Source organism: Leifsonia shinshuensis (assembly GCF_014217625.1).
GTDB classification, from domain to species: Bacteria; Actinomycetota; Actinomycetes; order Actinomycetales; family Microbacteriaceae; genus Leifsonia; species Leifsonia shinshuensis_A.
The window spans coordinates 395,696-409,212 of record NZ_CP043641.1; the positions used below are offsets into that span (position 1 = coordinate 395,696).

13 protein-coding genes are annotated in these 13,517 nt (G+C 71.3%); 9 read left to right on the plus strand and 4 right to left on the minus strand.

All coding sequences use genetic code 11. From position 1 onward, the window contains the following. Position 1: 1 nt before the first annotated feature. Both F1C12_RS01910 and F1C12_RS01915 read right to left on the minus strand, forming a co-directional pair. Positions 2-436 carry a SufE family protein gene (locus F1C12_RS01910; RefSeq protein ID WP_185277187.1) on the minus strand — a complete coding sequence of 145 codons (435 nt, stop codon included), beginning with the start codon at positions 434-436 and terminating at the stop codon, positions 2-4. Between the two features lie 34 nt (positions 437-470). Then, on the minus strand, positions 471-1,370 hold the full coding sequence (locus F1C12_RS01915; RefSeq protein WP_185277188.1) for a sulfurtransferase: 900 nt from the start codon (positions 1,368-1,370) through the stop codon (positions 471-473). 128 nt (positions 1,371-1,498) lie between these two features. Here F1C12_RS01915 and zapE point away from each other — a divergent pair, with 128 nt between their 5' ends. From zapE to F1C12_RS01940, 5 genes are all read left to right on the plus strand, one after another. Continuing rightward, positions 1,499-2,554 (plus strand): cell division protein ZapE, encoded by a 1,056-nt coding sequence (zapE, locus tag F1C12_RS01920; protein ID WP_185277189.1) that lies wholly within the window; start codon positions 1,499-1,501, stop codon positions 2,552-2,554. 209 nt (positions 2,555-2,763) lie between these two features. Beyond that, on the plus strand, positions 2,764-4,038 hold the full coding sequence (locus tag F1C12_RS01925) for an ammonium transporter (protein ID WP_185277190.1): 1,275 nt from the start codon (positions 2,764-2,766) through the stop codon (positions 4,036-4,038). A gap of 105 nt (positions 4,039-4,143) precedes the next feature. Further along, positions 4,144-5,361 (plus strand): ammonium transporter, encoded by a 1,218-nt coding sequence (locus tag F1C12_RS01930; protein ID WP_185277191.1) that lies wholly within the window; start codon positions 4,144-4,146, stop codon positions 5,359-5,361. Then, positions 5,303-5,836 (plus strand): type II toxin-antitoxin system PemK/MazF family toxin, encoded by a 534-nt coding sequence (locus tag F1C12_RS01935; RefSeq protein ID WP_185277192.1) that lies wholly within the window; start codon positions 5,303-5,305, stop codon positions 5,834-5,836. Before F1C12_RS01930 ends, F1C12_RS01935 begins: the two co-directional genes overlap by 59 nt. Positions 5,837-5,901: 65 nt before the next feature. Further along, complete coding sequence (locus tag F1C12_RS01940; protein ID WP_185277193.1) at positions 5,902-7,194, plus strand: O-acetylhomoserine aminocarboxypropyltransferase/cysteine synthase family protein; 1,293 nt, start codon at positions 5,902-5,904, stop codon at positions 7,192-7,194. A gap of 151 nt (positions 7,195-7,345) precedes the next feature. On the opposite strand, the gene F1C12_RS01945 is transcribed toward F1C12_RS01940, so the two are convergent. Continuing rightward, positions 7,346-8,521, minus strand: coding sequence for a MalY/PatB family protein (locus tag F1C12_RS01945; RefSeq protein ID WP_185277194.1), 1,176 nt, complete (start codon positions 8,519-8,521; stop codon positions 7,346-7,348). Positions 8,522-8,587: 66 nt separating this feature from the next. Here F1C12_RS01945 and F1C12_RS01950 point away from each other — a divergent pair, with 66 nt between their 5' ends. Continuing rightward, a complete protein-coding gene (locus F1C12_RS01950) occupies positions 8,588-8,896 on the plus strand; it encodes a thioredoxin family protein (protein ID WP_185277195.1) in 309 nt (102 codons plus the stop codon). A gap of 48 nt (positions 8,897-8,944) precedes the next feature. On the opposite strand, the gene F1C12_RS01955 is transcribed toward F1C12_RS01950, so the two are convergent. Then, complete coding sequence (locus tag F1C12_RS01955; protein ID WP_185277196.1) at positions 8,945-10,387, minus strand: arabinofuranosidase catalytic domain-containing protein; 1,443 nt, start codon at positions 10,385-10,387, stop codon at positions 8,945-8,947. Between the two features lie 222 nt (positions 10,388-10,609). Here F1C12_RS01955 and F1C12_RS01960 point away from each other — a divergent pair, with 222 nt between their 5' ends. From F1C12_RS01960 to F1C12_RS01970, 3 genes are read left to right on the plus strand one after another with little or no spacing between them, the layout of a single operon-like run. Further along, complete coding sequence (locus F1C12_RS01960) at positions 10,610-11,833, plus strand: ROK family transcriptional regulator (protein WP_185277197.1); 1,224 nt, start codon at positions 10,610-10,612, stop codon at positions 11,831-11,833. Between the two features lie 48 nt (positions 11,834-11,881). Beyond that, positions 11,882-12,694 (plus strand): ABC transporter permease, encoded by an 813-nt coding sequence (locus F1C12_RS01965; RefSeq protein WP_185277198.1) that lies wholly within the window; start codon positions 11,882-11,884, stop codon positions 12,692-12,694. Continuing rightward, positions 12,691-13,485: an ABC transporter ATP-binding protein gene (locus tag F1C12_RS01970; RefSeq protein WP_185277199.1), complete on the plus strand. Its 795-nt coding sequence runs from the start codon at positions 12,691-12,693 to the stop codon at positions 13,483-13,485. Before F1C12_RS01965 ends, F1C12_RS01970 begins: the two co-directional genes overlap by 4 nt. The last annotated feature ends 32 nt before the right edge of the window (positions 13,486-13,517 follow it).

Below are 13,517 nucleotides of genomic sequence, written 5' to 3' on the forward strand. Positions count from 1 at the left end.
GCTACGCCGCCACCTTCGCCCGCACCTGCCGCTTGGTCCGCCCCAGCAGCGCCGACATCCCGCGGATGCGCAGCGGCGACACCGCCTGGGTCAGGCCGAGCGTGTTCGGGAAGTCGTCAGGGACGGCCAGCACCTCGTCCGCCGTGAGCCCCGCGAGGCCCTGGACCAGGATCGACGCGAAACCGCGGGTGGTGGGGGCCTCCTGCGGGGCCGTGGCGTAGAGGTGGACGATGTCGTGCTCGTCCACCTCCACGAAGATGAAGACCGGCGCCTGGCACTCCTCGACCCGCTCCAGCAGGTCGGGGTGGTCGCGGTAGCGCTCCGGGAGGTCGGGCAGCTCGTCGGAGAACTCCAGCAGCAGCTGCAGACGGTCGTTCTGCTCCAGCGCCTGGAAGTCGTCGCGGATCTCGGCGAGCGTGCCGGTGAGGGCGGTCATTCTTAAAGGCTACCTTCGCGGGACGACGGCAGGGTCAGCGTGCCGGGACCTCGCCCGGCTCCGTCCCCGTCACGATCGGCACGCGCACCGCCGAGCCCCACTCCGTCCACGAGCCGTCGTAGTTGCGGACGTTCTCGAAGCCGAGCAGATGCGTGAGCACGAACCAGGTGTGGCTGGAGCGCTCGCCGATGCGGCAGTAGGCGACCACCTCGTCCCCGGGCTTCAGGCCCGCGTCGCCGAGGTAGATCGCCTCCAGGTCGGCACGGCGCTTGAACGTCGCGTCGGGCGCGGCGGCGCGCGCCCACGGCACCGAGGCGGCGGACGGGATGTGGCCCCCGCGGAGGGCGCCCTCAGTGGGATAGCCGGGGATCTCGGTGCGCTCGCCGCTGTACTCCTCGGGGGAGCGGACGTCGATCAGAGGCTTGCCCAAGTGCGCCAGCACGTCCTCCTTGAACGCGCGGATGGTGTGGTCGTCGCGCTCCACGACCGGATACTCGACCGCGGCGGGCGTCGGCACCTCGCGGGTGAGCTCGCGGCCCTCCGCGATCCACTTGTCCCGGCCGCCGTCGAGCAGCCTCACGTCTTCGTGGCCGAACAGCGTGAACACCCAGAGCGCGTAGGCGGCCCACCAGTTGTTCTTGTCGCCGTAGATGACGACGGTGGTGTCACGGGCGATGCCCTTGGCGCCGAGCAGTTCCGCGAACGCTTGCGGGCTGACGTAGTCGCGGACGACCGGGTCGTTGAGGTCGGTGTGCCAGTCGATCTTGACCGAGCCGGGGATGTGGCCGGTGTCGTACAGCAGCACGTCCTCGTCCGACTCCACGACGGCCAGACCGGGCTCGCCGAGGTGCTCGGCCAGCCAGCCGGTGCTCACCAGGCGTTCGGGGTGCGCGTAGCCGGAGAAGTCGGTCGACGGGTCGGGGGCGATGGCCATGCTGCTGATCCTCCGGGTTAGGCTGGGAGCCTGCGAAATCGCGGGCCGGACTCCAGGCTACGCGGCGCGCGGCGGGTGACGACGCTTCCGTCAACACTTCTTCACACTACAAAGGTGCGCATCCAGACATGACGATCGAGACGACCGGAGCCCTGCCCCGCCTCGCGGACCGCTCGCCGGCGATCACCGGCGCCGAGATCGCGGCGAGCCTGGTCCCGCCGTCGCAGTTCGAGCACGCCACCTTCGAGTCGTACCGGCCGGACCACGACTACCCGTCGCAGTCGGAGGCCGTCGCCACGCTGAAGCTGTTCGCCAAGTCGTGGGAGCCGCAGCGCCCGGCCGGCCTGTTCAGCCGCAGCCGCCGCAAGGTCGAGGCCATGAAGCCGGGCGTCTACCTGGACGGCGGGTTCGGCGTCGGCAAGACGCACCTCCTCGCGGCGCTCTGGCACGAGGCTCCCGGCCCGAAGTACTTCGGCACGTTCATCGAGTACACCGCCCTGGTCGGCGCGCTCGGCTACGCCGGCGCGGTCGAGCTGCTGCGCGGGTCGACCCTGATCTGCATCGACGAGTTCGAGCTGGACGACCCGGGCGACACCATGATGATGACGCGCATGCTGGGCGAGCTGGTCGCCTCCGGGACCCGCATCGCAGCCACGAGCAACACGCCGCCGAACGCGCTCGGCGAGGGCCGCTTCGCCGCCAGCGACTTCCTGCGCGAGATCCAGTCGCTGTCCGCCAACTTCCAGACCCTGCGCATCGACGGCCTCGACTACCGCCGCCGCGACACCTCCGGCCAGGCGGTCAGCGTCGACGCGGCGGAGTACGACCGCGTGCTCGCGGCCCTCACCGCGCGCGGCGAGACGGCGACGAGCGACACCTTCGACGGCCTCATCGCCCACCTCGCCACGGTGCACCCGTCGCGCTACATCAAGATGCTGGACGGCGTGGATGTCATCGGCCTGGCCGACGTGCACGTGCTGCACGACCAGATGGCGGCCCTCCGCCTCGTCGCGTTCGTGGACCGCGTGTACGACGCGGAGATCCCGATCGTGCAGACCGGCACTGCGCTCAGCGAGGTCTTCGACGACGAGATGCTGGGCGGCGGCTACCGCAAGAAGTACCTCCGCTCGGTCTCCCGCATGATCGCCCTCACCGCGGGCGAGCTGCCGCCGCACGACGAGTAGCGCGCACTCCCTGCGGCCGTGCCGCGGATTCGCAGACCGGCGAAACAGACTGTTTACACAGTGCCGGGATGCGTAACACCCGCGAAACACGCGCATCCCGCAGCCGAAACCTCCCGCGATCAGACTGGCTCCACCCCGAAGCGCCCGATCCGGCTCCGATGAGTCCGAACCCCATCCCCAGGGCGTCGCAAAGAGAGGTGGAGACTCGCATGGTGTTGCACACAGCAGCGGACTACGCAACGACAGGGACCGTGAACTCCCTGTGGCTGCTCGTCGCCGCAGCCCTCGTCCTGCTGATGACGCCCGGCGTCGCCTTCTTCTACGGCGGCATGGTCCGCGCGAAGAGCGTCGTGTCCATGATGATGATGAGCTTCGGCGCGATGGCCATCGTCGGCGTGCTCTGGGTCGTCTACGGCTACGGTCTCGCGTTCGGCACGCCGCTCATCCCGCACGTGCTCGGCACGCCGGACTGGTTCCTCAGCAGCCTGATGGGCAAGGACGGGATGACGCCCGACCTCGGCGGCCTCGCGTTCGCCGGCTTCCAGGCCACGTTCGCCATCATCACGGTCGCCCTGATCTCCGGCGCGATCGCCGACCGTGCCAAGTTCGGCGCGTGGATGGTCTTCGCCGGCGTCTGGGTCACGATCGTCTACTTCCCGGTCGCGTTCTGGGTGTTCAACCTGTCGCAGGGCTGGATCGCCTCCGTCCTCCACGTCAACGACTTCGCCGGCGGCACCGCGGTGCACATCAACGCCGGTGCGGCGGGCCTCGCCCTCGCCCTGGTGCTCGGCAAGCGCGTCGGATTCCAGAAGGGCATGAGCAAGCCGCACAACGTGCCGCTGACGCTCCTCGGCGCCGCGCTGCTGTGGTTCGGCTGGTTCGGCTTCAACGCCGGTTCGGAGGCCGCGGTCGACGGCGTCGCCGCGATCGCCTGGATCAACACCCTCGCCGCCCCGGCCGCAGCGACCATCGGCTGGCTGATCGTCGAGAAGATCAAGGACGGCAAGCCGACCTCCATCGGCGCGGCGTCCGGAGCGGTCGCCGGTCTGGTCGCGATCACCCCGGCCTGTAACATCCTGACCCCGGGCTTCGCGATCCTGCTCGGCCTGGTCGCCGGCGCGGTCTGCGCCGTCGCGATCGACCTCAAGTTCAAGCTCGGCTTCGACGACTCGCTCGACGTGGTCGGCATCCACCTCATCGGCGGCATCATCGGAACGCTGTGGATCGGCATCTTCGGCTTCACCCACATCGACGGCGACCCCACGAAGCCGTTCTCCAGCCTCTGGTACGGCGGCAGCCTCCTCCAGCTCGGCGCTCAGGCGGTCGGCGCGTTCAGCGTCCTGATCTACTCCTTCGTCCTGGCCTACGCGATCGGCTGGGTCATCCAGAAGACGATGGGCTTCCGGATCAAGAACGAGGACGAGCTGGCCGGCGTCGACACCGTGGTGCACGGCGAGGAAGGCTACTCGCTCGAGACGGTCTGACCGACTCGCACCATCGAGCATCCGCGAACGGGGTGCCGCCTGCGGGCGGCGCCCCGTTCCGCGTGCCGCTAGGGTGATCCTTGCATCGAGGCGGAAGGGAGCGGGATGGCCGCGACGAGCGAGCAGGTCGACACCCTGCTGCTGTTCGTCTGCGGAGCGCTCACGCTGCTGGTCCCGTTCGGCCTCGCGTTCTTCGTCGGCGGCCTCGGCGGACGCTCCACGACCTCCCGCGCCCTGACGTTCGCGCTCACCGGGACGGCGGCGACGGTCCTGCTCGGGATGCTCGGCGGCTACGGGATGCTCGCAGGGACACCGTGGCTGGCGCACGTGCTCGGCGCTCCGTCGGCCGACCTCGCCACCGGCTTCGGCGCGGCGTCGCACCATCTCGACCTGTACGCGCTGGCAAAGGCGGGCTCGATCCTCGCGGCGGCGTCCGTCTCGGTCGCGATCGTGGGTGTCGCGGTCGCGTCGCGGATCACGCTCCGCGCCTGGCTGGTGTTCATCGTGCTCTGGTCGCTGCTTGTGCTGTACCCGGCGGGCTACGCCGTCTTCGCTCTGGACGACGGCTGGGCGACCGGGGTGCTCGGCGTCATCGACTTCGGGGGAGCACTGCCCCTCGGGGTGGCGGCCGGGGCCGCGGCGGCCGGCGTCATCCTGGCGTGCGGCCGCGGAGAGCACCGGCCGCCGGAGCAGCGCAGCTTCCCGGCCATCGCGATCGGCGGGACGCTGGTCTGGGTCGGTTGGCTCGGGCTGGTGGTCGGGTCGGAGGGCGCGGTGGACTCCTACACCGGCCTGATCGCGATCAACGCCTTCATCGCCTCCGCGGGAGGCTGCCTGGCCTGGATGGTCGTCGACCGGGTGCTGCTGCGCCGGCCGACGGCGGTGAGCGCGCTGTGCGGCGCCTTCTCCGGGCTGGTCGCGATCACGCCAGCCGCGGGGGTGCTGACCGTCGGCTGGTCGCTGCTGCTCGGCGTGATCGCCGCGCTCGCGTGCGCGACGATGGTCGACCTGGCGGCCCGGGCGCGCTTCGGGGCCTCCATGGCGCTCATCGTGATCGTGACGGTCGCGAGCATGGTCGGCCTCCTGTACCTCGGGCTGTTCGCCGCGGGCGGCGGGATGGTGGACAGTGGCAACTTCGACCTGTTCACGGCCCAGGCGATCGCGGGCTTCTCGGTGCTGATCGGCTCCTTCCTGGTGTCGCTGCTGCTCGCGCTCGCGCTGCGCTTCACGCTGGGGCTCACGCGGATCCGCTATCGTGCCACGAATGAGCCGACTCCTCGACGCGATCGCGCGACTGTTCCGACCGGCGGCGCGGAAGACTGAGCGGCAGCTCTCCCGGTTCGCGCCGGCCCGCACCGGACGCGTCGCCGGCGTCGAGCCGGGCCGCTCGGGCGTCGACGCGACGATCCAGGTCGACCCCCGCCGGCTGAAGGGCCTCCGCACCTCCTACAACCCGAAGACCGACGGCGAGCCGGACCCCGGCGAGATCGTCTGGACGTGGGTCCCGTACGAGGAGAACGACGGCCGCGGCAAGGACCGGCCGGTGCTCGTGGTGGCGGCCGAGCCGTCCGGGAGCCTGATCGCGGTCGCGCTGACCAGCCAGGCGCACCCCGGCCGTCCCGAGTACCTCGCGATCGGCGCGGGGGACTGGGACGGGCAGGGGAGGCCGAGCTTCGTCCGGCTCGACCGGGTGTTCCGGGTCCACCGCACCGGGATGCGCCGGGAGGCCGCCGCGCTCGACGCGCGCCGGTTCGCGACCGTCCGCGACGCGCTGCGGAAGCTGTACGGCTGGAGCTGACCGCTGCGTGACGAACGGTGAACCGGGAGTGCACACGTCCCGGCCCGCGTCACTACAGTGGCCGCATGCCTGACGACTGTTCGCGCCCGCTCGACTTCGAGACCCGGCAGATCCACGCCGGAGCGGTGGTCGACGCCGAGACCCGCGCCAGGGTCACCCCGATCTACCAGACCGCCGGCTACGTCTTCGACGACTTCGCGGACGGCGAGGACCGCTTCGCCGGCCGCAGCCGCTACCGCGCCTATTCGCGCAACGACAACCCGACCAACTCTGTCGCCGGGCGCAGGATCGCGGACCTGGAGGGCGGCGTCGACGGCATCGTGGTCTCCAGCGGCCAGGCCGCCATCGCCGCGGCGATCAACGCGCTCGCCGAGGCGGGCGACCACATCCTCGCGACGCGATCGCTGTACGAGGGGACCCGGGAGATGTTCCGCGGCGTCCTGAAGCGGCAGGGGATCGCGTTCGAGTACGTGGACGACGACGCGAGCGAGGCGGAGTGGGCGGCGCGGTTCCGCCAGAACACGAAGGCCGTGTACACCGAGACGCTGCCGAACCCGCTCAACCAGGTGGTCGACATCGCGCGGCTGGCCGGGATCGCGCACGAGGCCGGGGTGCCGCTGATCGTCGACAACACCGTGCCGACGCCGTACCTGTGGCGGCCGATCGAGGACGGCGCCGACATCGTCGTGCACTCGACCTCCAAGTGGCTGTCCGGTCACGGGTCGGTCATCGGGGGAGCGGTGGTCGACGGCGGCCGGTTCGACTGGTCCGCGCACGCCGACCGTTTCCCGCAGCTCACCGAGCCGCCGCGGCCGGGCGTAGCGTCGTTCGTGGAGCGGTTCGGCGCCGGGGCGTACCTCGCCTACCTGCGGACGGTGATCGTGCTGGAGTACGGGCCGACCGTGCCACCGCTCAGCACCTTCCTGCTCCTGCACGGCATCGAGACGCTGTCGGTGCGGATGGACCGGCACGTCGCCAACGCGCAGGCCGTGGCCGAGTTCCTGGCCGGGCGTCCGGAGGTGGCGCGCGTGTTCTACCCGGGGCTCGCGGGGGACCCGTACCACGCGCTCGCGTCGCGCTATCTGCCGCTCGGGGCGGGCTCCATCGTCTCGATCGAGCTCGCCGGCGGCAGGGAGGCGGCCCAGCGGTTCCTGGACGCGCTGCGCCTGGTCAGCCCGATGACGCACATCGGCGACGTGCGCACGCTCGCGATCCACCTGGGCAGCACCATCCACGCCAAGCTCACCGAGGAGGAGCGGCTGGACGCCGGGATCACGCCGGGCCTCGTCCGGCTGTCGATCGGCATCGAAAGCCCCCGCGACATCATCGCGGACCTGCAGCAGGCCCTCGAAGCGTAGCCCCCGCGACATTCGTCACGAATGTCGCGAATGCGCGCGCTATTCGCGCGATTCGCGCCGAATCGTGTGGAAGGAACGTGGGGCACATTCGTGACGAATGTTGCGAAAGCGCGGCGGTTTCGCGCGATTCGGCACGAATCGCGCGGGCGCGTCAGGCGGGGGCGAGCGCCGGCGCTGCGGCGGCGACGGTCGCAGCGATGCGGCGGACGGCCTCCACCACCGTGCTCGGGTCGCAGGCGAGGTTGATGCGGGCGAAGCCGCGGCCCTGCTCGCCGAACGCGAGGCCGGAGTTGAGTGCGACGCGGCCGGTGTCGATGAGCACGCGGGCGGGGTCGTCGCCGAGACCGGTGTCCCGGAAGTCCAGCCAGGCCAGGTAGCCGGCGTCGGGCCGGATCACCCGCACCGACGGCGCGTGCGCGGCGAGCTCGGACTCCAGCAGCCGGAGGTTCGTCACGAGCTGCTCCAGCAGCCCGTCGCGCCAGCGCAGGCAGGACAGGGCTGCGACGTTGGCGTGCAGGCCGAGGATGCTCGTGCGGGCGGCCAGCTCCTCCGGCAGCCGGGTGAGCAGGCCGGCGGTGGCGGGCTCGGCGGCGACGATGACCGCGCACTTGAGACCGGCGAGGTTCCACGCCTTGCTGGCGGAGGTCACCGTGACGGCGCGGGCGCCGGCGGCCCGGGCGACGGGCGCGAACGGCGTGAAGCGGACGCCCGGGTGGGCGAGCGGGGCGTGCACCTCGTCGCTGACGACGAACACCCCGTAGCGGGCGGCGAGACGGGCGAGCGCCTCCAGGGTGCGCCTGCTGTGACATCGCCCGGTCGGGTTCTGCGGGTTGCAAAGCAGCATCGCGTCGGCTCCCGCGGCGAAGGCGGCCTCCAGCCCGTCGAGGTCGAGTGTCCAGCCGGCCTCCTCGCGCAGCGGGACCGTGATCGCGACGGCGTCGGCCTCCTCGATCATCTCGAAGAACGGCGGGTAGACCGGAGGCGTGAGCACCACGCGGCCGCCGGACTCCGGCAGCACGAGCCGCAGCGTCTCGACCACGCCAACGGTCACGTCGGTGGCCAGGTGCACCCACTCCGGGTCGACGCCCCACGACCACGAGCTCCAGGCGAAGTCGGCGAAGGCAGGCGCGAGCGGGCCGGCCGAGTCGAGGTAGCCGGTGTCCGAGTTGCGGAGGGTCCCGGCGACGCGGTCGAGGATGGCCGGCTCGACGTCGAAGTCCATCTCGGCGACGAAGACCGGCAGGACGTCCGCCGGGTAGCGGCGCCACTTGATGCTCGACCGGGACGCGAAGAGCTGCTCCAGGGGCCGGGCCGGTGCGAAGCTCATCGCCCCAGGATGCGGCAACGCGGCCACGAGCGCATCCGGGCGTGTCATGGAACGTAAGGTTGGGCTATGCGCGTCGAGGTGCTGCACATCCAGGAATGCCCGAGCTGGCGGGAGGCCGGAGCACGGCTGGAGGTCGCGCTCGCCGAGGCCGGGATGGACGCGCCGGTGGAGTACCGCTTCCTGGAGACCTCCGCCGACCTGGTCGGCACGGCGTTCGCCGGGTCGCCCACGATCGTCGTGGACGGCGCCGACCTCTTCCCGGTGGCCGAGCCCGTCCAGGAGCTGGCCTGCCGCGTGTACGTCACTCCGGCCGGGCTGCGCGGGATGCCGGACACCGGGCAGCTGGTGGCGGCGCTGCGGGCGCTCCCCGCCTGACGCCGCCGGACCTCCGGGGACGGACACCCGCCCCCGGAGACCGTCACCTCACCGGATCGGGAACTGCTGCGCCGGCAGACCGTTGCAGGTGTAGATCTGCAGCTGCGTGCCCGGCGTCACGCTCCCGCCCGGGTCGTCCAGGCACAGCCCGGACTGCGGGTTGAGCAGCGACCCGTTCGACTGCGGGACCCAGACCTGGCCGCCGGCCGAGTTGCAGGTCCACAACTGGACCTTCGTGCCCTTCACCGTGCTGTTGCCCATGATGTCGAGGCAGGCGCCGACCGTGCTGAGCGAGTCGTTCGGGTTGAGCACCCACCTCTGGTCGAGCGACGTGGCATCGCAGGTGTTCAGCTGCACCTGCTCGCCGTTGCCTCCGGTGTCGTTCCCCGACGGATCCACGCACAGGCCGCCCTTGCCGACGATCTGCACGCCGCCGCGGCTGTAGCCCGCGTAGTTCGTCGCGACGATGTTCGCCTGGATGGCGGCGTCGGTCGTGTCAGGGGCGTAGCCCGCGGTCATCGCGCCCTCGAAGAACGAGCCCGTGCCGCGGTTGCTGTCGTCACCGCCGGTGCCGAGCACGATGGAGCCCTCCAGGTGCATGGGGGCGTAGCCTCCCGCCGGCAACGGTCCGTCGTACCAGGTGGTCAGTGCGCCGGACTGGGAGTCCCCGCCCTTGAGCGCGAAGCTCGTGGTCCCGTTGTTCTTCAGCACGGCCGTGACGAAGTCGCTGCTGTTGCCGTGGTTGGAGTCGTCGGTGAGCGTGGCGCCCTTGTAGAGGCCGTTCTCCAGGTCGGCAGCGATCCACGGGCCGTTGCCGTAGCTGCCCGCGGCGTTGCGCACCGAGATGTTGAGCGCGTCCATGTGGCCGGCGCCGGTGTCGAGCTCCTGGACCTCGGCGTTGCCGAAGTCCGAGCAGCACTTGTCGTTGACGTTCGTGCCGCTGCCGACCATGTACATCGACTCCGGCTGCGAGCCGGTCGCGACGCCGGCGCCGCTGGTGTGCCGGTAGCCGACACCCGGCTGCATGAGGATGCCGTACGCCTCGTGCCCGTTCACCGTCACCGGGAGGAGGTCCGCGATGGCGCCGACGTCCTGACCGCCCTGCGCGCCCGGCCCCTCGATGGTGAGGTCGTTGTGCCGGGGCGACTGGTCGTAGACGACGGTGATCGTACAGGTGGTGCCGGCGCAGAACGTGTCCTGCGCCGCGGCGTTCGCATAGCCTCCCGCGCTCAGCACCCCGATGTTCAGGGTGTGGCTGTCGGAGGCGCGCGCCACCTGGTACAGGCTGCCGCTGTACCCGGCATAGAGCGCGCGCACCGAGCTGTACGCGGCGACGCACGGGGTGGAGGCGGAGCCGTACAGGTCGCACGGGAGCGACGTGGCGGCGGTCGCGCTCTGCGGTACGGCGACGAGCGCGAGCGCGGTGAGGGCGAGAGCGCCGAGCGCGGCGGGCCATCCTCGGTGGCGGAGGAGGTTCCGGAATCGTTTCATGGTGCCCCTTTCTGTGGCGCGACTCTGCGCCGGAGAGCGCCGAGGCTCGGCGCTCTCCGGATGCTAGGGCCGCGGAATTCTTCCGGAAACCGGGCGGCCGAATAGATATCTCCGGGTCGTTCCGCCCCGGAATCCCGGCGGAACAGACTGTCAAGGATGTTGTGAAAATTCATTTATGCCGGTGCATTGACGGAATAATTCACGGTCTTTACAGTTGCGTTCGTGCACAAGCCCAACGACGTGCCGCAGCTGATCCGGCGCACCCACGAAGAGCGGATTCTCGCGACCCTCCGCGAGAACGGTCCGCTGACCCGTGCGGAGCTGGAGAAGCGGGTCGGGCTGTCGCGCACCACCCTCTCCGACATCACCGCCGCCCTGCTGCGTCGCGGCGTGCTGGTGGAGCGCGCGACGCACGACGAGGCCCGCGGCCGGGGACGTCCCGCCGCGAAGCTCGCGCTCGACCCGGCCTCCGGGCAGTTCCTCGGTGTCGACCTCGGCCACCGCCGTGTCCACGTCGCCGTCGTGAACGCCTCCAACGAGATCATCGTGTCGGGCGAGCGCGCCTACGACGTGGACACCTCCTGGTCCGAGCGCATCGACGCGACCTTCGCGCTCATCGAGGGCCTGGCCCGCGACGAGGAGGTCGGCCTGCAGGCGCTGGAGGGCATCGGCATCGGCGTGCCCGGCCCGCTCAGCACGGCCTTCCGCGGCGAGCAGCGAACGCCGCCGCGCTGGCGCGGCCAGCCGAGGGACGAGCTCCTCGCCCTGATCCGCGGCCGGTTCGCCGGGCGGTTCTCCGCGCCGCTCACCCTCGACAACAACACCCGCCTCGCCGGCCTCGGCGAAGCCGTCTGGGGTCGCGCCGACGACGCGGACAGCCTCCTCTACCTCCGTCTCGGCGACGGCGTCGGCGGCGGCCTGGTGGTCTCCGGCCGCCTGGTCTCCGGCGCGTCCGGCTCGGCCGGGGAGGTCGGCCACGTGACCGTCGAGCCCGACGGCCTCCCGTGCTGGTGCGGCAAGACCGGCTGCCTGGAGACGGTCGCGTCCGTGCCCGCGATCCAGGAGCGCCTCGCGGCCGTCCGTGCCGGCGACGGCGATGAGGACGGGAGCGCGGCCGACGCGGTCGTGCGCGCGGCGGGGGAGGCGACCGGGCGCGCGCTCGCGGCGGCGTCGGTCGTCGTCGACCCGCGCGACATCGTGATCGCGGGCGACGTCCTGCGGTTCCCCGGCTTCCTCGACGCGGCGCGCGAGTCCTTCGCCCGCGAGACCCTGCTCGTGGGAGGCGGCGACCGGCTGCGCGTCTCCACCCTCCGCGACGAGGCCGGAGCGCTCGGCGCCATCGCCGCGGCCTTCCACCGCTCCTCCCTGCTGGTCGGCTACGCGAGCCTCGCCGGCCTCCCCGACCCCGCCCCCGAACCCGCCGACGCCGAGCGCCGGCAGGCCTAGACCACCCGAACCCCCGGAACCCCCGAACCACCCCCGAGAAGGAGAACCATGACGACCCTCGCGACCGAGAGCCTGCCCGTGGAGGAGGGCGGCGCACCGCCCGCGCGCCCCGGCCGGCGCAGGCGCGTGCCCACGTGGGCGTGGACGACGATCTCGATCGTCGTCGGCATCGGCATCTTCTGGGTGCTGTCGTTCGTCACGATCCTGCCGAGCCCGCCTGCGGTCGTCGCCAAGACGATCGACCTGGCGTCGAACGGCATCCTGTTCACCGACATCGGGGCGAGCCTCGCCCGCGTGCTGGTCGGCTTCCTGCTCGGGACGCTGCTGGCCATCCCGGTCGGCTTCCTGATGGGCTGGTACAGCACGGTGCGCGGCCTCCTGCACCCGTGGGTCCAGTTCGTGCGCATGATCCCGCCGCTGGCCATCCTGCCGCTGTCGATCGTCGTGCTCGGCACGGGCGAGGTCGCCCGGGTGTTCGTGATCTTCCTGGCGTCGTTCCTGGCCGCGATCGTCGCGACCTACCAGGGCGTCGTCAGCGTCGACCGCACGCTGGTCAACGCTGCTCGGGTGCTCGGAGCCAAGGACGGCACGATCTTCGCCCGCGTCATCGTCCCGGCCTCCTCGCCCTTCATCTTCGTCGGCATGCGCGTCGGCCTCGGCTCGTCGTGGGCGACCCTCGTCGCCTCGGAGCTGATCGCGGCCCAGCAGGGACTCGGCTTCCGCATGCAGCAGGCGCAGCTCTACTTCGACCTGCCGACGATTTTCGTATCCATCATCTTCATCGGCGTGCTCGGTCTGCTCATGGACCGCCTGCTGATGGCCGTCGAACGGAGAGTGACCTCGTGGCAGGAACGCCGATGACCCCCAAGATCAGCGTCAAGGACCTGCGCAAGGTCTTCCCGCTCGGCAGCGGCGAGTTCACCGCCCTCGGCGGTGTCGACCTCGACGTCGCGGACGGCGAGTTCGTCACCCTGGTCGGCCCGTCCGGCTGCGGCAAGTCCACCCTGATGAACATCGTGGCCGGCCTGGAGACCGCGACCTCCGGCAGCGTCCTCGTCGACGGCGAGCCGGTCGACGGACCGAGCCCGGAGCGCGGCGTCATCTTCCAGCAGTACGCGCTGTTCCCCTGGCTGACTGTCCGCAAGAACGTCGAGTTCGGCCTCCGCGTCTCGGGAGTGCCGGCGGAGGAGCGACGCGAGCGCGCCCAGTACTTCATCGACCTGGTCGGGCTCACCACGCACGCCGACCAGCTCCCCAAGGCGCTGTCCGGCGGCATGAAGCAGCGCACCGCCCTCGCCCGCGCCTACGCGGTCAACCCGCGGCTGCTGCTGATGGACGAGCCGTTCGGCGCGCTGGACGCGCTCACCCGGGTCAACCTCCAGGACCAGCTGCTGCGCACCTGGCAGGAGGAGCGGCGCACCGTCCTCTTCGTCACGCACGACGTGGAGGAGGCCGTGTACCTGGCCTCCCGCGTGGTCGTGATGGCCGCCCGGCCCGGCCGCATCTTCGAGATCATCGACGTCGACCTCCCGGCGAACCGCACGGAGGAGACGCGGCTGTCGCCGGAGTTCGCGGAGATCAAGAACCGCGTCTGGCGGGCGGTCTACCACCAGCCGGCACTCGAGAGCGCGAGCGTCGCCGCCCAGCGCTGACCTCGCCCCGAACCGCACCACCACACCCCCGA

What these genes read in the sequence shown, in the direction of transcription:
- F1C12_RS01910 (WP_185277187.1), bottom strand. Translation starts at nt 436, where the DNA reads ATGACCGCCCTCACCGGCACGCTCGCCGAGATCCGCGACGACTTCCAG.
- F1C12_RS01915 (WP_185277188.1), bottom strand. Translation starts at nt 1,370, where the DNA reads ATGGCCATCGCCCCCGACCCGTCGACCGACTTCTCCGGCTACGCGCAC.
- zapE (WP_185277189.1), top strand. Translation starts at nt 1,499, where the DNA reads ATGACGATCGAGACGACCGGAGCCCTGCCCCGCCTCGCGGACCGCTCG.
- F1C12_RS01925 (WP_185277190.1), top strand. Translation starts at nt 2,764, where the DNA reads ATGGTGTTGCACACAGCAGCGGACTACGCAACGACAGGGACCGTGAAC.
- F1C12_RS01930 (WP_185277191.1), top strand. Translation starts at nt 4,144, where the DNA reads ATGGCCGCGACGAGCGAGCAGGTCGACACCCTGCTGCTGTTCGTCTGC.
- F1C12_RS01935 (WP_185277192.1), top strand. Translation starts at nt 5,303, where the DNA reads ATGAGCCGACTCCTCGACGCGATCGCGCGACTGTTCCGACCGGCGGCG.
- F1C12_RS01940 (WP_185277193.1), top strand. Translation starts at nt 5,902, where the DNA reads ATGCCTGACGACTGTTCGCGCCCGCTCGACTTCGAGACCCGGCAGATC.
- F1C12_RS01945 (WP_185277194.1), bottom strand. Translation starts at nt 8,521, where the DNA reads ATGAGCTTCGCACCGGCCCGGCCCCTGGAGCAGCTCTTCGCGTCCCGG.
- F1C12_RS01950 (WP_185277195.1), top strand. Translation starts at nt 8,588, where the DNA reads ATGCGCGTCGAGGTGCTGCACATCCAGGAATGCCCGAGCTGGCGGGAG.
- F1C12_RS01955 (WP_185277196.1), bottom strand. Translation starts at nt 10,387, where the DNA reads ATGAAACGATTCCGGAACCTCCTCCGCCACCGAGGATGGCCCGCCGCG.
- F1C12_RS01965 (WP_185277198.1), top strand. Translation starts at nt 11,882, where the DNA reads ATGACGACCCTCGCGACCGAGAGCCTGCCCGTGGAGGAGGGCGGCGCA.
- F1C12_RS01970 (WP_185277199.1), top strand. Translation starts at nt 12,691, where the DNA reads ATGACCCCCAAGATCAGCGTCAAGGACCTGCGCAAGGTCTTCCCGCTC.